This window comes from Sandaracinobacter sp. (genome assembly GCF_041909755.1).
Classification (GTDB): Bacteria; Pseudomonadota; Alphaproteobacteria; order Sphingomonadales; family Sphingomonadaceae; genus Sandaracinobacteroides.
Genome location: NZ_JAYRCW010000060.1, coordinates 1 through 16,477 on the forward strand (window position 1 = coordinate 1; position 16,477 = coordinate 16,477).

Sequence of the window (16,477 nt, forward strand, 5' to 3'; positions counted from 1 at the left end):
CCGGGTGCAGGGCATGGTGAAGGTGCCGCTGGGCTACATTGCCGCCGCGCGCGCGGCGGGCTTCTACCTGAAGCGCGACGGCTATACCGAGAACCTTTACAACGGCGACCATTATGACGGCCGCGACATGTTCGCGCTGCGCGGATCGCTGCGCTGGGAGCCGACACCCGACACCACCGTCGACGTGATGGGCTACTGGTTCAAGGAAGATGACAACCGGATGCGCATCCAGAAGCAGATGTGCCAGCGCGATCCGACCGGGGTTCTGGGCTGCCTGCCCGGCCGCCGGGAATATGGCCTCACCAACACCAATTCCACCTTCGTCGGCACATTGTCGTCGCGGGAATTCCTGCGCATTCAGGGCGGCTCTGCGCTGGGGCCGGCGCTTTCGAGCGTCGGTCTTGGCAGCCTCTATGGCCCGGATGCCAATGCGGGCGGCCTGAACCCGGCCGATCCGCGGCAGGTCTATACGGATTACGCCCCCACCTACAAGGCGGAGGAAATCCAGATCCAGGCGAAGATCGAGCATGATTTCGGCCCGCTGAAAGGCAAGATCTCAGGGCAGTTCCAGGAAAACTCGGTCGACAGCTCGCAGGATTACACCCTGTCCGTGCAGAATCGCGCGGTCTTCCAGCCGGGTATCAACAATCTGTTCGGGCTGGCGACGGTGCTGCCGCAGTTCAGCCCGATGCTGGCGGCGCTGTTCCCGAACGGTCCCACGGGTGAAATCTGCACCTCGCTGCCGGAAGAAACCGGGACCGGATCGTTCGGCGGGCACAAATATTGCTCGATGACACCGCAGGATTTTGACCGTTCGAACCAGTATCTGAAAGCCTGGACGGTCGAAGGAATCGTCTCCAGCGACTTCGACGGCAAGTTCAATTTCCTGCTGGGCGCCATCTACAACCGGATGGATATGAAGGAGAACAGCTATTATGTGAACTCCTTCGGGATCGACTATGTGTCGGGCATCCTGGGGGCCGCCACCGCGCTCGGCAATCCGGCGCTTGGCAATATCTATCTGGCGACGCCCTTCTATCGCAACAACACGCAGGATTTGGTGCTGAAGAGCTATGGTGTCTTTGGTGAAGCCTATTACGATGCGTCGGATGTGCTGCGCTTTACCGTTGGCCTTCGCTACAACAACGACCAGAAAAGCCTGAAGGCGCGTTCGACGCTGGCGAGCTTCGCGTCGCCCTTCACGATGACCAACGCCTTCGACTCGCCCTTCTTCGGTTCGTTCGATGCGGATCCCAGCACGCCCGGCATTCAGCCCTGGGCCGAACGGGACGTGAAGTTCAGTGAATTCACCGGCCGCTTCGTCGTCGACTACAAGATCACCGACGACAATCTTCTGTATGCCTCTTACTCGCGGGGCTACAAGTCGGGTGGGATCAACCCGCCGCTGCAACCGATCTTCGCCGTTCCCGACACCTTCGAGCCGGAGTTCATCGACGCCTTCGAGATCGGGTCGAAGAACCGCTTCGCGGACGGCACCATCCAGCTGAACGCCACCGCCTTCTATTATAAATACAAGGCGTTGCAGCTCAGTCGGATCGTGGCGCGGACATCGGTCAACGACAATGTGGATGCGAACATCTGGGGGATCGAACTGGAGGGGATCGTGAACCCGATCCCGCCGCTGACGGTCAACCTGAGTTTCTCGTACCTCAACACCGAGGTCAGTTCGGACAAATATCTGGCGGATCCGTTCGATCCGTCGGGCGGGCGGTCCGACGCGGTGATCGTGAAGGACATCACCAACGGCGCCAACTGCGCCGTGGTGCCCACCGGCGCCGGCGGCGCGGCGCTCAGCAACGGCTATGTCACGGCCGTGAACACGGCGCTGGGCCTGCGCGGGCCGACGGCTTTCCCGACCGACAGCGGCATCAACGGGGCGACGGGCGCCTTCGGCATCTGCTCTGTGCTGGCCGCCACCGCGACGGCAAACGGCGTCGCCGTTCTGAGCCCGGGTGTCGAGAACAACATCAAAGGCAACAAGCTGCCGCAGGCGCCGGAGTTCAAGGTGGCCGGCGGCGTGCAGTGGACCCAGGAGTTCGCGAGCGGTATGACCCTGGTGCCGCGCTGGGATTTCGCCTTCACGGGTGAAAGCTATGGCAGCATCTTCAATTCGCCACGCACCCGCGTTCCCTCCTATCTGGTGATGAACGCCCAGGTTCAGCTGAATGCCGCCAATGAGCGCTGGTTCGTTCGCGGGTTCGTCCAGAACATCACCAACAACAGCGCGATCACCGGTCTTTATTCGACGGACCAGTCCTCGGGCAATTTCACCAACATCTTCACGCTGGAGCCCCGCCGTTACGGCCTGACCGCGGGTTTCCGCTTCTAACGGTTATCGGGGAGGACGGGCGGGTCTACCGCCCGCAAGCGAGGGAGGGGAGCGGCCAGTCCGCTCCCCTCTTTCATTTGCGGCCCGCACATCTGTGTCCGGCCCGGCTCTTTTCTTGTGCGTCGCAGCGCGCTATTGCGCTGGCGCGAGGCGCATGTTGCGCCGGCCTGCCCCCAAGGAACCGATTTGCCCTTTTCAGACCTGCACCTTTCGGATGCCCTGCTGAAAGCCGTCGCCGACAGCGGCTATTCCGAGCCGACCGCCATTCAGGCGGCCGCGATCCCGCCGGTGCTGATGGGCAAGGATCTGATCGGAGTCGCGCAGACCGGCACCGGCAAGACGGCAAGCTTCGTGCTGCCGATGATCGACATCCTCGCCGAAGGCCGCAGCCGCGCGCGGATGCCGCGCAGCCTGATTCTGGAACCCACGCGCGAACTGGCCGCGCAGGTTGCGGAAAATTTCGAGAAATACGGCAAGTATCACAAGCTTTCGATGGCGCTGCTCATTGGCGGCGTTGCCTTCGGCGATCAGGACAAGGCGCTGGAAAAGGGCGTGGACGTGCTGATCGCGACTCCGGGCCGGCTGATGGATCAGCATGCGCGCGGAAAGGTGCTGCTGTCAGGCGTGGACGTCCTCGTCATCGACGAGGCGGACCGCATGCTGGACATGGGCTTCATCCCCGATGTCGAGAAGATCTGCACCCTGATCAAGGCGGAACGGCAGACGCTGCTGTTTTCGGCCACAATGCCGCCGCCGATCAAGAAGCTGGCCGACCGCTTCATGACGAATCCGAAGATGGTGCAGGTGGCGCGCCCCGCCACCACCAACAAGGATATCGCCCAGTCGCTGATGCCGTCGGAAAGCCGGCAGAAGCGGGACGTGCTGCGCGACCTGATCCTGTCGGAAGAGGTGAAGACGGGCATCATCTTCTGCAACCGCAAGACGACCGTGCGCGACCTCGCCGCGAGCCTGAAGCGTCACAAGTTCAAGGTGGGCCAGATCCATGGCGACATGGAGCAGTCGGACCGCATCAAGGAACTCGACCGCTTCAAGGACGGGGAGATCAACATTCTCGTCGCGTCCGACGTCGCCGCGCGCGGGCTGGACATCAAGGGCGTGTCGCACGTCTTCAACTTCGATGTGCCCTGGCATCCCGATGATTATGTCCATCGCATCGGCCGCACCGGCCGCGCCGGGCAGAAGGGCACGGCCATCACGCTGGTCACGCCCGACGATGCCGAGGCGATCGCCAATATCGAAAAGCTGACGGGCCAGAGCATTCCGCGCCGCGCGCCGATGGCATCGGATGCTGCCGGCGGCGATGAAGGCCGCGCCGAACGCCCGCGCCGGGGCAGGGCGGCAGAACCGGTGGACGAACCCCGCGCAAGGCCGGCGCGGCGCGCTGACCGCGCAGCGGACGAGCCCCGGGCAGAGCGGGAGCCCGCGCGCGACCGCCGCAAGGCAGACGCACCCTCCAGCCGCGACCGCACCGAAAGAGAGCGCCCCGCGCGGGACAGCGCAGCGCACGAACAGGCAGCGCGCGACCGCCCCGCGCGCGACCGCTCCGGGCGAGGCAGCGGCGGCCGGGACAGGTCCGATCGCAACCGCGAGGACGGCCCCCCCATCGGCCCCGGATTCGGCGAGGAAGGCGTGCCCGCCTTCATGCTGGTGTCCGCCCGCTCCTGAAGGGCCGCCTAGCCATTTGCCGAGCGGCGGTCCTGCCCATCGGCGCGCTAAGTCCTCCGCAACCCGAGTGGAGGATATGGCATGGCCTACGAGCATATCACCTGGAGCGAAGCTGACGGCGTCGCGACACTGACGATCAACCGCCCCGATCGCCTGAACAGCCTGAACACCGATGTGATCCGCGAAATGATCGACGCGGTTGACCAGATCCGCGACGGTCTGTCGACGGCGCGCTGCCTGGTGCTCACGGGCGCCGGCCGCGGCTTTTCCAGCGGCGCCGATCTCGCCCCCGGCACGGCGGGCGGCAGCGGCGGCGGCTCGGGTGGGCCGATCGACGCCGGAAAGGTGCTGGAAACCCATTTCAACGTGCTTCTGGAACGGCTGTTCGCGCTGCCGGTGCCGGTCGTCACCGCCGTGAACGGCCCGGCGGCCGGCGCCGGCTGCTCCTATGCGCTGGCGGGCGACATCATCATCGCGGCGAAATCCGCCTATTTCCTTCAGGCCTTCGTCAACATCGGCCTGGTGCCGGATGTCGGCTCCACCTGGCTGCTGCCGCGCATGATCGGCCGCGCGCGCGCCACCCGCATGATGATGCTGGGCGAACGCATCCCGGCGGATCTCGCCTATGAATGGGGCCTCGTCTCCGAAGTGGTGGAGGATGCCGATCTCGCCGCGCGCACGGCCGAGGTCGCGAAGAAGCTCGCCTCCGGCCCCACGAAGGCCCTCACCCTCATCCGCACCGGCATCCGCGATTGCATGGACAAGAGCCTGACGGAAGGCCTGATGGTGGAACGCCGCAACCAGATGCTGGCCGGCCGCAGCGCCGATTTCGCGGAAGGCGTGATGTCCTTCCTGCAGAAGCGCCCCGCCCAGTTCACAGGGAAATGACCAGCTGAGGGGGCAGCGCCCCCTCAGCCATCGGACGATGCATTAAAACGATCTAAGATATATCTTGACAATGTTTGATCATGCGCCGATATGACGGCGCATGAAAGGACATCCCATGCATTCTTCCCATCATGAGGGCCGCCGCTGCGGCGGCCGCGCGCGCCGGTTCGGCCAAGCGGCAGAGGCCGTCTTTGCATCGGGCTTCGGCCACGGCCGCTTCGGCGGTCGCGGCGGTGAAGGGCCGTTCGGCGAGGGCGCGTTCGGAGGGGGGCGCTTCGGCCGCCACGGCGGACGTCGTCGCCGGATCGACGCCGAAACGCTGCGCCTCGCGGTGCTGAAGCTGATCGCAGCGGAGCCCCGCCATGGCTATGATATCATCCGCGCCATCGGCGATCTGACGGGCGGCGCCTATGCCCCCAGCCCCGGCGTCGTCTATCCGCTGCTCAGCCTGCTGGCGGAAATGGGCCTGATCGCCCAGGCAGAGGGCGACAGCACGCGTCGCAGCTTTGCGCTTACGGCAGACGGTGAAGCCTATCTCGTCGCCCATGCCGATGCCGCCGAGGCGGCTCTTCAGGGCCTGAAGGCTCTGGGCGAGGCGGGCGGCGCCGATCCCGCCCCTGTTCGCCGCGCGATGGCAAACCTCGCCGCCGTGCTGCAGGCCAGCCTGCGCGAACCGGGCGCAGACAAGACCCGTCTGCTCGAGGTTGCGGCCCTCATCGACGAGGCCGCGCAAAAAATCGAGCGCCTGTAGCCCTTGTCTTGCATGCCCCGGCCGCACTAGGCCGGGGCATGACCGATCACAGACCCCTGCGCGACGCCTTCGGCTGCTTCGCCACCGGCGTCACCATCGTGACCAGTTTCGATGCGCACCGCCGGCCGGTCGGCTTCACCGCCAACAGCTTCACCTCCGTCTCGCTCGATCCCCCGCTGCTGCTGGTCTGCCCCGGCCGCAACGCCGCCAGCCTTTCGGCCATCCGCCACACCGGCCTGTTCGGCGTCAGCGTCCTCTCTTCCGCCCAGCGCGATGTGGCGGAACAGTTCGCGACGCGCGGCGTCGATCGCTTCTCGCACGGGGAATGGGTGGAATCGGAATCCGGCGTCCTGCTGCTGGAAGGGGCCTGCGCCAACTTCGCCTGTTCGCTCGCCAACGACATCGAAGCCGGCGATCATCAGGTGCTGATCGGCCGGATCGACAGTTTCCGCTCCGCCGGGGATCGCAACCCGCTGCTGTATTTGCGCGGCCGCTACGCCTGAGCCTGCCTAGGCCCCGGCTGCCGGGCGGGACGGCTGGCGCAGCGCCACCACCATGCCCGTCAGCGCCAGCGCCGCGCCCGATGCCGCAAGCGGCGTCCAGCGGAAGCCTTCCAGCACGGTCGAGATCGCCATCGCCAATATGGGGATCAGCACGCTCGTCCAGGCGGCTTCCGCGGGGCCCATCTGCCGGATCAGGTCGAAATAGAGCGCGAAGGCGATCGCGCTGGCGAAGATCCCCAGATAGAGGAAGCCCAGCCAGTAGCCGGGCGCGGGATCGAACTGCGGCGCACCGCTGATCGCCAGCGCCAGCAGCGCGTTCACGCCAGCGCCCATCAGCATCGCCCAGCCCAGCCCGGCCAGCGCCGGAAAGGTCAGCGCACGCGGGCTCGCCTGCATCACATTGGCGATGCTGGCCGAAAGGATGCCCGCCACCACCAGCGAAAGCCCCAGCACCGTATCCGCCCGGTCGCCGGGCAGGCTCAGTTGCTGCGCAAACAGCAGTCCCACGCCCAGGATGCCCAGCACGGCGCCCAGCGCGAAGCGCCCGCTGATCCGCCGCCCCAGGAAGGCCCAGGCCAGGATCGCGTTCGGCACCATCAGCAGCGCGAACGCCACCGCTGGAATGCCGGACGGAATGTACAGCTCGGACCGATAGACAAAATTGAAGTTCATCACGAACTGGAACAGGCCGAAGATGAACAGGAAGGGCAGGCTCCTTCGCGGCACCGTCAGCGGCTGGCCCTTCAGCGCGCACCAGGCCAGCAAGGCCAGCCCGCCCGTCAGGAAGCGATAGCTGACGGACCAGCTGGGGTTCACCGTGCCCAGCTGGAACTTGATGACGATCCACGTCGTCCCCCAGATCAGGGTGACGGCCGCGAACTGCAGGATGGTGCGCGGGTTCACAGGCGGGCGATGGCCGCAGCCAGGGCGCGGATAGCGGCCATGTCCTGATCCCAGCGGACCACGAAGCGCGCGGCGTCGGGGCCGGCAAGCTCCCAGTCATAAAAGCCGAAGCCCGCCGCCCGCAGCGTTTCGCGCTCGTCCGCCGTCAGCCGCAGGAACAGCTCGTTTGCCTCCGCCGGCCACAGCAGCCGGTCGGGCACGGCTGCCGCGATGGCCGCCGCTCCGGCATTGGCGGCACGGGCATTTTCCAGCCACACGCCGCCCTCGATCATCACCAGCAGTTGCGCGGCGGCAAAGCGCCCCTTGGAGGGCATCAGCCCGGCGCGTTTGCGGCGGACGGGAATGGTCTCCGCCAGCTCCGGCCGGAACAGCAGCAGCGCTTCGGCCGACATACCGCCATTCTTGATGCACCCGAACGAGAGGATGTCGACGCCCGCCTTCCAGCTGATATCGGCCGGATGGCAGCCCAGCCGCGCGACCGCATTGGCGAAACGGGCGCCATCCATGTGAACCGTCAGCCCGCGCGCCTTTGCCCATCCGGCCAGCGCCGCCACCTCATCAGGCGCATAAACGGTCCCCGCCTCGGTCGCCTGCGTCAGGCTGAGTGCGGCCGGCTGCACCTGATGCACGTCGCCCCGCCGCCGCGCGGCGGCCTCGTCCAGAACGGCGGTCGTCAGCTTGCCATGGGGAGCGGGCACCAGCATCAGGCTCCCGCCGCCGGTGTAGAAGCCCACTGCACCCGCCTCGTCCACTTCGATATGGGCTTCGGCATGGCACCAGACACCGCCGAAGGGCGGCACGCAGGCGGCCAGCCCCAGGGCATTGGCGGCCGTGCCGCTGGGCACGGCAAAAGCCCGCACCGGGGTGCCGAACAGGTCGGAAAAGGCCCCGTCCAGCCGGGCGGACCAGTCATCAGCGTCATAGCCGCGCGGGTGCGGCCCGGCCGCACGCGCAACAGCTTCCAGAACGGCGGGATGAACGCCGGCGGCATTGTCCGAATGAAAATCCATGCGAGGCCAATAGCAGCCGGGCCGCGCCCGGCCATGGGGCATTTTCGTCAGTCGTAGCTTTCCGGCATCCAGTCGCCGTCGGCCGGGTCGGCAAAGCGGGTGAATTCGCGCTGGAACACCAGCGGGACCGTCCCGGTGGCGCCATGCCGCTGCTTGGCCACGATCACCTCGGCGCGGCCGCGCAGCCGGTCGGCCTTTTCCAGCCATTGCTGGAACTTCTCGCTGCCGTCCTCGGGCTTCTTCGATTCGTGATAATATTCCTCGCGGAACACGAACAGCACGATGTCGGCGTCCTGCTCGATGGTGCCGGATTCGCGCAGATCCGAAAGCTGAGGCCGCTTGTCTTCCCGGTTTTCCACCTGGCGCGACAACTGGGACAGCGCGATCACCGGGATATCCAGTTCCTTCGCCAGCGTCTTCAGGCCCCGCGTCACTTCGGAAATTTCGTTCACCCGGTTTTCCGAGGCGTTCTTCGCCGTCCCCTGCAGCAGCTGCAGATAGTCGACGACGATCAGCCCGATCTTCTTCTGCCGCTTCAGCCGCCGGGCGCGGGCGCGCATGGCGGCAATCGAAAGGGCAGGGGTGTCGTCGATATAGAGCGGAAGATCGTAGAGTTCCTCGGCCGCCCGCGCCAGTTCGTTGAACTCCGCCTGGTTGATCTTGCCCATGCGCAGGTTTTCCGAACTGATCCGGCTCTGCTCGGCCAGAATCCGGTTCGCCAGCTGATCCGACGACATTTCCAGGCTGAAGAAGGCGACCGGCGCGCCCGATGTGGGGCTGATGCCGTCGCGCTGGTCCAGCTTGTAGCGAAGTGCGGTGGAAAAGGCGATGTTGGTGGCCAGCGCCGTCTTCCCCATGGCGGGCCGCCCGGCCAGGATCAGCAGATCGGAATTGTGCAGGCCGCCGATCTTGTTGTTCAGGCCGTTGAGACCCGTCGTCAGGCCGGACAGATGCCCGCCGGATTTCATCGCCTTGGCGGCCATCCCCACGGCCTTCTTCGCCGCGCCGGCGAAATCCACGGTCGCGCCTGAAACCTCGCCCGATTCCGCCACCTTGTAGAGCGCTTCCTCGGCCGCCTCGATCTGCTTCATGGGCGCCACTTCGGCGCTGGTGTCGGTCGCGGACTGCACCAGGTCCGTTCCCACCATCACCAGTGCGCGCAGCAGGGCCAGATCATAGGTCTGCTGGGCGCAATCCCGCGCGGCGATCACCACGGTCGGGTCTTCCGTCAGCCGCAACAGATAGGCCGGGCCGCCCAGCTCGGTCAGCGCCGGATCGCTTTCGAACAGCGGGCGCAGCGTGATCGGGTTCGCCACCATGTTCAGGTCTGCAAGCCGGCGGATCTGGGCGAAAATCCGGCCGTGCAGCGGCTCGTAGAAATGCTCGTCGCGCAGCTGCAGGGTGATTTCCTCCAGCAGCCGGTTTTCCACCATCAGCGCGCCCAGAAGGGCCTTCTCCGCCTCGATGTTGAAGGGAATGCGCTGGGCCGATTCGGCGCCGGGCTGGATGAGGGAAAGGTTGGGGAGCGTGGCCATTGGCCGGGCTTCATGCGCCTTTGCCCGCCCTGCGGAAAGGGGGCGAAGCCGCGATTTTCGCCCGGCCGTGTGGATATCAGAGCGAACAACTCCCGGCTGTCAGCCGTTCAGCCCCAGCGCATGGCTCGTCATCGAAAGCGATCCCATCGTGCGGCCCTCGAACAAGGTCCGCACCTGTTCCCCGCTTTCAGCCGCCAGACCTGCGATCGTCAGCAGCGGCAGGAAATGATCGGGCGTCGGCACGGCAGCGGCGAAATCCGGATGCGCCGCCGCCTCCAGGATATCGCCCGGCCGTTCCCGCATCAGGGCCGAAACATCGGTGTCGAACCGGTCCGCCCAGGCCGCGCCGCTGTCGCCCGCCCGCCAGTCGATCAGGGCCAGATTGTGCACCACATTGCCGCTGCCCAGGATCATCACGCCCTGTTCGCGCAACGGGGCCAGCCGGGCGCCGAGATCCAGGTGGTGGCTGCCCGGCTTCGTCGCATCGATCGACAGCTGCACCACAGGCACGTCGGCTTCGGGGAACAGATGGGCCAGCACGCTCCAGGTGCCATGGTCCAGTCCCCATTGCCCTTCATCCAGCGTCACCGGCACGGGCCTCGCGATCTCGGCCACCTCCCGCGCCACATCGGGCGCACCCGGCGCGTCGTACTGGAAGGCGAAGAGTTCGGGCGGAAAGCCGCGGAAATCATGGATGGTGCGCGGGTTCGCCATCGCCGTCACGGCGGTCGCGCCGATGTGCCAGTGCGCGGAAACCACCAGCAGCGCGCGCGGGCGCGGCAGGGTTTCGCCCAGCGCCCGCCAGCCATCGGTCCAGCGGTTCCGTTCCAGCGTGTTCATCGGGCTGCCATGGCCGATGAACAGGGCGGGCATCCTTTGGGCATAGTCGGTCATGCCGGTGAATGTGGGCGTGTCACTGCCATTCTCAAACAGCAATGATGCAAAGACATCGTTTCAGAAATGGAAGGGCCCGCCCGGGTGTGCCGGGCGGGCCCTCATCAGCCGGTCCGCAACCTTATTGTGCGGGCGCCGAAGTTGCCTCGGTGGCGCCGTCCACGACGCCGCCTTCCTTGATCTTCACTTCCACCTTGCGCTCGGCCGCCATGGTCGCGCCGTCGCCGACGATGTCGGCGGGCTTGTCCATGTCGATCCGGTCGGCGGAAATGCCGGCCGCCACCAGCGCGTCGCGCACCTTGGTTGCGCGATCCTTCGCCAGCTGCTGGTTGAAGGCCGGGTCGCCGCGCGGGTCGACATAGCCGGAAACCGAAAGCCGGGCGTCCGAATTCTCGTCCAGATAGGTGTCGAGCTTGGCCGATTCAGCCGAAAGCTCGTTGGTAACGTCGCTTTTCGCCGTCTCGAAATAGACGATCAGCATCGGCCGGCCATCGCGAAGCTCGCTGATCAGGCCGGACCCCGTCGGGATCACCGGCGCGGGGGCTGCCGGCGGCGGGGTCACCACCACGCCGCGCACGTCCACATTGGTCGTGCGGGGCAGCGGGCACCACAGGCCCAGCAGGCACAGCAGCGCCAGCAGGCCCGCGCCGATCAGGCCCAGCCACACGGGCAGCAGCGAAGCGCCGCCGGTGGCCGTCGCGGTCGCCGAGGGCAGGGCGGAAAGCAGCCCCTGCGCCCCCACGATCGGGCCGGTCACGTCATGGCTCTTCTTGAAGCTCGCGGTTGCGCGGGTGCCGATCACGGCTGCCGGCAGGCCGAAGAAGGCCGCCAGCTTGGTGAAATCCCCGCCAAGGATGGACTTGGCTTCCGCTATGAAGCCCGCCAGCTTCGATTCCCCGATGCTTTCGCCGGCATCCGCCAGCTTGGCCGACAGGGCCGCCGCGTCGGCCTGGGCCAGCGCTTCCACCGAGCCGACATCCGCCGCCTGCAGCCGCGCCGCCGTCGCGTCGCCGATGCCGCCAAGGCCCGTCACCGGCAGGCGGCCGGCAACCAGCTTCTGTCCGACGGACAGGAATTCAGCGATCCAGCCATTGTCCAGCAGCTTGGCCTGGAACGGCCAGGTCGTGGGCGATGCGATGGCAAAGGCGCTTCCGCCGGTCGCCAGGATCTTCGAAATGTCCGCTGGCGTCATCGCCGCGACCTGCGCAAAGCTGTGAACGCCATTCTTGTGGAACAGCTCCGCGATCTGCGGGCCGACGCCTTCGATCGCTTCCAGCTGGTCGGCCAGATGCGTGGTTTCGGTCTTCACCGTCACCGTCTTGCCCTCGAAATCGCCAAGGCCCAGCGCATGGGCCGTCGAAGTTGCCGTCGATCCCAGCAGGCGGGCCAGCAGGCCCCCCAGCGCGACGCCCAATAGCAACCAGAACAGGATGGTCCACAGACCGACGCTGAATGCAGTGGATAGCATGGCATTTCCCCCAAGGTTAACCAAGACTTGAAGGTTAGCCCTATCAGCCCCGTTGGCAAGCCCGTTTATCTGCCGTTCAGAAAAGCTCGCCCTGCCGCAGGTCGCGCCTTGGCGGCGTGAACAGGTCCGTGCGCAGGGTTGGCGCCTGGCCTTCCAGCCCATGGCGGCGCTTCGCCGCGCCGACTCGGGCTGCCAGCAGCCGGCCCCATTCCCCCTGCGGCCGCATCCTTTCCCCGAACCGCGGGTCGTTCAGCCGGCCCCCGCGCATCGCACGGATCGCGTTCAGCACCCGGTCCCGGCGGTCGGGTCGGTGCTCGGCCAGCCAGGCCTCGAACAGCGGCGCCACCTCCAGCGGCAGGCGGACGGGCTGGCAGAAGGCGCCCACGGCCCCGGCCCCTGCCGCGGCTTCCAGGATCGCCTCCAGCTCATGATCGTTCAGCGCCGGGATGATGGGGGAGGCTGAAACGAACGCCGGAACCCCTTCCGCCGCCAGCGCGGCCAGCGCCTTCAGCCGCAGGCGCGGGGCGCTGGCGCGCGGCTCCATCGTGCGCGCAAGCACCGGATCCAGCGTGGTGACGGAAAGCATCACCATCGTCAGCCCCAGCCCGGCGAGCGCGCGCAGCAGCGGCAGATCCTCCAGCACGCGCGCGGATTTGGTGGTGATCGAAACCGGGTGCCGCGTCTCCAGGCACAGCTCCAGCACGGCGCGGGTGATGCGGAACCGCGCCTCGATCGGCTGGTAGGGATCGGTGTTGGTGCCCATCGCCAGCACGTCGGGCCGATAGCCGCGCTTCGCGAATTCCGCACGCAGCAGGGCGGGGCCGGTCGGCTTGGCAAACAGCTTCGTCTCGAAATCCAGGCCGGGGGACAGATCATGCCAGGCGTGCGTCGGCCGCGCGAAGCAATAGATGCAGCCATGCTCGCAGCCGCGATAGGCGTTGAAGCTGCGGTCGAAGGGGATGTCGGGGCTTTCGTTGCGGGTCATCGCGGTGCGCGGCCGTTCCAGCCGCACCTCCGTCCTCAGCGGCGGCAACTCACCCTCTTCGGCCGCCCAGTCCTGCCCGGCCCAGTCCAGCCAGTCCCCCTCGGCCTCCCTCGCGGGCAGGCCAAACCGGGTGCTGAGCTGGTTGTCGGGCGCGGCCCGGCCTTTCGGAGTCGGCATGCCGCGATTGGAACAAATAGGGAACGAAATGGCAAGCCCGCGATCGGGCGGCCTGTTCAGCCGGTCACAGCCAGCCCTTCTTCTTGAACCACAGATAGGGCAGCACCGCCGACAGCAGCATCAGCCCCAGCGCCATCGGATAGCCGGCCAGCCATTCCAGCTCGGGCATGTGCACGAAGTTCATGCCATAGACGGAGGCTACCAGCGTCGGCGGCAGGAAGATCACCGCCGCCACGGAAAAGATCTTCACGATGGCGTTCTGTTCGATTGAAATGCGCCCCAGCGCGGCGTCCAGCAGGAACCCGGTGTGGCTCGTCAGGTAGCTGCAATTTTCGGACAGGCTCTGGAAATCGCGCGTCACCGATTTCAGCTGCTCCCGGCCCATCTTGTCCGGCCGTGTCATGTGGGTCTTGCCCGCCTCGTCGGCCTCCGCCGTTCCCACCTGCAGGAAATTGGCCGCCCGGCCCAGCGTCACCAGCGAATCATGCACCTTGTTCAGCACGAACTGGGTGCCCCCGATGCGGCGCAGGATGGTCTGCAGGTCGCCGGTGGAAAGCCGCAGTGTCTTTGGCCGGTCGCGGCCGAAGATCTGGGCCGACAGGCTGTCGATCTCGCCCCCCATCCGCTCAAGGATGTCGGCGGTGCGGTCCACCATATTCTCCATCAGCCGCGTCAGCAGGTGGAAGGGGCTGGCCCCGGGCGCCACCCGCGTGCAGCTCTGGTCGAGCGACCGGAAGGCCGAGGGATCGGAATAGCGCACCGTCACCAGCTGCGTCGGTGTCAGGATCAGGCTGACGGGAACGCTGGCGGGCTCCTGGCTGTCCACCCCCACCACCAGCATCACGTTCATCACCTGCGCCTGGCCTTCCCGATAGACCCGGCTGGAGGCTTCGATGGCCGTCATGTCGGCCTTGTCGGGCAGGTTGATGCCCAGCGCCTGTTCCACGGCCTGCCGTTCGTGCGGCAGCGGGAAGGCAAGATCCACCCAGACGGCCCGGCGGATCTCGTCGGCGCCAGGAACCGGATCTGCCGCATTGCCGCCCGTTGCGACCAGTTCGGCGCTGAGCCCAGCCGTGGCGATGTCGGAGTGATGAAGGCGGAGCATGGACGAAAGCCTAGGGGCGCCGGCGGCGCCCGGCAATGCGCGGGATTACATCCCCGGCGGGCGGGTCAGGCCGATCGCCTGCATCACCAGCGCCTGCGCCAGCAGCACGAACAGCCAGTGCAGCGCGTCTGCGGCCGCCATGTGGCCGGGCATGCCGCGAAAGCGCAGGTTCACCATCAGCGCCGGCACCAGGAAGCCCAGCCAGATCAGCACCGGCGTCGCGATCGTCATCACCCAGGGCAGCGCCAGCGGCGGCGCGATGATCAGCGCACCCGCCAGAATGCAGGCGATCCAGAATTCCGCGATTGCCGACAGCAGCAGGAAATCAAGCCCGGGCCTGTCGCCGGGCCGCGACACCAGAAAATGAACAAGGCCGACAAGAAGACCAACTGCGGCGGCCAATGTGATGGGCGCCAGGTTGAGGTTGATATACTCCAAAGACCCTGCTCCTCTTGCCGGGGGCTTACCGTCTTACTCCTCGCGAAGGCGTGGCATGAGTTCGACGAAATTACAAGGCATGTGTCTATTATCCAGTTGCAGGGACAGGATTTCGTCCCATCCGTCCTTCACTGCCCCGGTGCTGCCGGGCAGCGCGAACACATAGGTGCCGCGCGCCACCCCGCCGATCGCCCGCGATTGCAGCGTGGAGGTGCCGATCTTGGCGAAGCTCAGCCAGCGGAACAATTCCCCGAAGCCGGGAATGATCTTGTCGCAGATCGATTCCACTGCCTCAGGCGTCACGTCGCGGCCGGTCACCCCGGTGCCGCCGGTGGAAATGATCACGTCGATGTGCGGCTCCTCCACCCAGGCCGCCATCTGCTCCACGATCAGGTCGGTATCGTCGGTCACGATGGCGCGATCCGCCAGCACATGGCCGGCCGCCTCGATGCGGGCAGCCAGCGTGTCCCCGCTCCGATCATCCTCGAAGGTGCGCGTGTCCGAAACCGTCAGCACCGCGATGCGCACGGGGATGAAGGGCCGGCTGTCGTCGATGGGCATCAGCGGGACGGCGCGGCCGAGGGGAAACGGGGCCACTGGTTGGCGGCGACAGAGGCGATGCTGGGCTGGCCGGCCCGGCCCTTGCCGCCCTGTGCGGCATCCTTCGCCTGATAAAGCCAGTAGTTCCGCATCACCACTTCGACATAGTGGCGCGTCTCGCGGAACGGGATGCTTTCGATGAACAGCAGCACGTCGCCATTGTCGCGCACCCCGCCATTGTTCCATTTCTGGACAGAGCCAGGCCCCGCATTATAGGCCGCGATCACCTTGGGCAGCAGCCCCTGCGTGTGCGGGCTGTCGCGCAGCATTTCCAGATAGGACTGGCCGAATTCCACGTTGAACGAAGGATCCGCCAGCTGTTCCGGCGTCGGGTCCATCTCCAGCGCCTTGGCGAGGTCGCGCGCGGTGCCGGGCATGATCTGCATCAGCCCCTTCGCCCCCACGCCGGACCGGGCCGAGGTGATGAACTTCGATTCCTGCAGCGCGTGGGCGAACACCAGCCCGCGATCCACCCGCCAGCCGCGCACCGGCCGCCAGTCCGGCGTCGGCAGCCGTGCCGACATCGGCGGCATCAGCCCCGGCGGCGGATTCTGCGCCAGCCAATATTGGGTGGCGGGCAGGTTCAGCCGTGCGGCCAGCCTGAGGATGGGTTCATAGGTGTCGTTTCCGGTCGCGGCGGCCAGGTGCCTCAGTTCCCGGTCTGCAAGGCCAAGCTGGCCGATCTCCACCAGCGCCACCGCGCGCGAGGCACCCGGATGGCCTTTCAGCGTGGTCCAGTCGGCCTGGATGAAATCCGGTTCGCGCCAGTCGATGTTCGGTTCCAGCCCAAGGGAATGGCTGGCGAGCAGGCCATAGAACCCGTCCCGGTCGCGGGCGACGGCGGATTTCAGCCGTTCCGTCTGCAGCCAGGGCCGGCCTGCCCGCACATGCGCGCGCGCCGCCCAATAGGCGGCCGCCGAGCGCAGGTCCGATGAAGCGGAATAGACCTGCGAGATCGCGTCGAAATGGGTGGCGGCCCTGTCCCACTGGCCGGTGCGGAAGGCGGCGAGACCGGCCACCCAATGGCCCATCGCGGCCCATTCGCTCTGCCCGTCCGCCGCGCGCGCGCCCAGCTTCAGGGCCAGCGTGTCGTCCAGCGCCAGATAGGCATCCCAGGCGCCGCGCTGCGCCCATTCGGATCGCACCTCTGCGGTCAGTTCGGGCCCATGGCGATCCAGCAGCGA

The 16,477-nt window shown here is 66.8% G+C and carries 15 protein-coding genes; 5 read left to right on the forward strand and 10 right to left on the reverse strand.

The window, feature by feature from the left end:
- From ACE3O8_RS09150 to ACE3O8_RS09170, 5 genes are all read left to right on the forward strand, one after another.
- Positions 1–2,350, forward strand: a 2,350-nt coding sequence (locus ACE3O8_RS09150; RefSeq protein WP_374388998.1) for a TonB-dependent receptor domain-containing protein, incomplete at its 5' end; no start/stop codon positions are given.
- A 186-nt stretch (positions 2,351–2,536) separates the two neighbouring features.
- Positions 2,537–4,036 carry a DEAD/DEAH box helicase gene (locus tag ACE3O8_RS09155; protein ID WP_374389000.1) on the forward strand — a complete coding sequence of 500 codons (1,500 nt, stop codon included), beginning with the start codon at positions 2,537–2,539 and terminating at the stop codon, positions 4,034–4,036.
- An 81-nt stretch (positions 4,037–4,117) separates the two neighbouring features.
- Positions 4,118–4,924 carry an enoyl-CoA hydratase-related protein gene (locus tag ACE3O8_RS09160; RefSeq protein WP_374389002.1) on the forward strand — a complete coding sequence of 269 codons (807 nt, stop codon included), beginning with the start codon at positions 4,118–4,120 and terminating at the stop codon, positions 4,922–4,924.
- Between the two features lie 115 nt (positions 4,925–5,039).
- The gene (locus tag ACE3O8_RS09165; protein WP_374389004.1) at positions 5,040–5,675 is read left to right on the forward strand and encodes a PadR family transcriptional regulator; all 636 of its coding nucleotides are present in this window, start codon (positions 5,040–5,042) and stop codon (positions 5,673–5,675) included.
- Between the two features lie 38 nt (positions 5,676–5,713).
- A complete protein-coding gene (locus ACE3O8_RS09170; RefSeq protein WP_374389006.1) occupies positions 5,714–6,178 on the forward strand; it encodes a flavin reductase family protein in 465 nt (154 codons plus the stop codon).
- Positions 6,179–6,184: 6 nt separating this feature from the next.
- Here ACE3O8_RS09170 and ACE3O8_RS09175 read toward each other — a convergent pair whose 3' ends face one another.
- The 10 genes from ACE3O8_RS09175 to ACE3O8_RS09220 all read right to left on the reverse strand — a co-directional run.
- On the reverse strand, positions 6,185–7,081 hold the full coding sequence (locus tag ACE3O8_RS09175) for a DMT family transporter (protein ID WP_374389008.1): 897 nt from the start codon (positions 7,079–7,081) through the stop codon (positions 6,185–6,187).
- Positions 7,078–8,091: a low specificity L-threonine aldolase gene (locus tag ACE3O8_RS09180; RefSeq protein WP_374389010.1), complete on the reverse strand. Its 1,014-nt coding sequence runs from the start codon at positions 8,089–8,091 to the stop codon at positions 7,078–7,080. The genes ACE3O8_RS09175 and ACE3O8_RS09180 overlap by 4 nt, the downstream gene beginning before the upstream one ends.
- Positions 8,092–8,138: 47 nt before the next feature.
- Positions 8,139–9,626, reverse strand: a complete 1,488-nt coding sequence (locus ACE3O8_RS09185) for a replicative DNA helicase (protein ID WP_374389012.1) — start codon at positions 9,624–9,626, stop codon at positions 8,139–8,141.
- A 99-nt stretch (positions 9,627–9,725) separates the two neighbouring features.
- Complete coding sequence (ygiD, locus tag ACE3O8_RS09190; RefSeq protein ID WP_374389014.1) at positions 9,726–10,520, reverse strand: 4,5-DOPA dioxygenase extradiol; 795 nt, start codon at positions 10,518–10,520, stop codon at positions 9,726–9,728.
- 121 nt (positions 10,521–10,641) lie between these two features.
- Positions 10,642–11,988 carry a helix-hairpin-helix domain-containing protein gene (locus ACE3O8_RS09195; RefSeq protein ID WP_374389015.1) on the reverse strand — a complete coding sequence of 449 codons (1,347 nt, stop codon included), beginning with the start codon at positions 11,986–11,988 and terminating at the stop codon, positions 10,642–10,644.
- 76 nt (positions 11,989–12,064) lie between these two features.
- On the reverse strand, positions 12,065–13,150 hold the full coding sequence (locus ACE3O8_RS09200; protein WP_374389017.1) for a PA0069 family radical SAM protein: 1,086 nt from the start codon (positions 13,148–13,150) through the stop codon (positions 12,065–12,067).
- 64 nt (positions 13,151–13,214) lie between these two features.
- Positions 13,215–14,255, reverse strand: a complete 1,041-nt coding sequence (locus tag ACE3O8_RS09205; protein ID WP_374389019.1) for a magnesium transporter CorA family protein — start codon at positions 14,253–14,255, stop codon at positions 13,215–13,217.
- A 45-nt stretch (positions 14,256–14,300) separates the two neighbouring features.
- Positions 14,301–14,693 carry a hypothetical protein gene (locus ACE3O8_RS09210; protein WP_374389021.1) on the reverse strand — a complete coding sequence of 131 codons (393 nt, stop codon included), beginning with the start codon at positions 14,691–14,693 and terminating at the stop codon, positions 14,301–14,303.
- A 33-nt stretch (positions 14,694–14,726) separates the two neighbouring features.
- Positions 14,727–15,254: a molybdenum cofactor biosynthesis protein B gene (moaB, locus tag ACE3O8_RS09215; RefSeq protein ID WP_374389022.1), complete on the reverse strand. Its 528-nt coding sequence runs from the start codon at positions 15,252–15,254 to the stop codon at positions 14,727–14,729.
- Positions 15,254–16,477: lytic transglycosylase domain-containing protein (locus tag ACE3O8_RS09220; RefSeq protein ID WP_374389024.1), on the reverse strand; the 1,224-nt coding region annotated here is incomplete at its 5' end. The genes ACE3O8_RS09220 and moaB, both read right to left, overlap by 1 nt.

Excerpts from the sequence above, each read along its gene's own strand:
- ACE3O8_RS09200 (WP_374389017.1), bottom strand. The coding sequence starts at position 13,150 with ATGCCGACTCCGAAAGGCCGGGCCGCGCCCGACAACCAGCTCAGCACC.
- ACE3O8_RS09180 (WP_374389010.1), bottom strand. The coding sequence starts at position 8,091 with ATGGATTTTCATTCGGACAATGCCGCCGGCGTTCATCCCGCCGTTCTG.
- ACE3O8_RS09195 (WP_374389015.1), bottom strand. The coding sequence starts at position 11,988 with ATGCTATCCACTGCATTCAGCGTCGGTCTGTGGACCATCCTGTTCTGG.
- moaB (WP_374389022.1), bottom strand. The coding sequence starts at position 15,254 with ATGCCCATCGACGACAGCCGGCCCTTCATCCCCGTGCGCATCGCGGTG.
- ACE3O8_RS09160 (WP_374389002.1), top strand. The coding sequence starts at position 4,118 with ATGGCCTACGAGCATATCACCTGGAGCGAAGCTGACGGCGTCGCGACA.
- ygiD (WP_374389014.1), bottom strand. The coding sequence starts at position 10,520 with ATGACCGACTATGCCCAAAGGATGCCCGCCCTGTTCATCGGCCATGGC.
- ACE3O8_RS09185 (WP_374389012.1), bottom strand. The coding sequence starts at position 9,626 with ATGGCCACGCTCCCCAACCTTTCCCTCATCCAGCCCGGCGCCGAATCG.
- ACE3O8_RS09165 (WP_374389004.1), top strand. The coding sequence starts at position 5,040 with ATGCATTCTTCCCATCATGAGGGCCGCCGCTGCGGCGGCCGCGCGCGC.
- ACE3O8_RS09170 (WP_374389006.1), top strand. The coding sequence starts at position 5,714 with ATGACCGATCACAGACCCCTGCGCGACGCCTTCGGCTGCTTCGCCACC.
- ACE3O8_RS09205 (WP_374389019.1), bottom strand. The coding sequence starts at position 14,255 with ATGCTCCGCCTTCATCACTCCGACATCGCCACGGCTGGGCTCAGCGCC.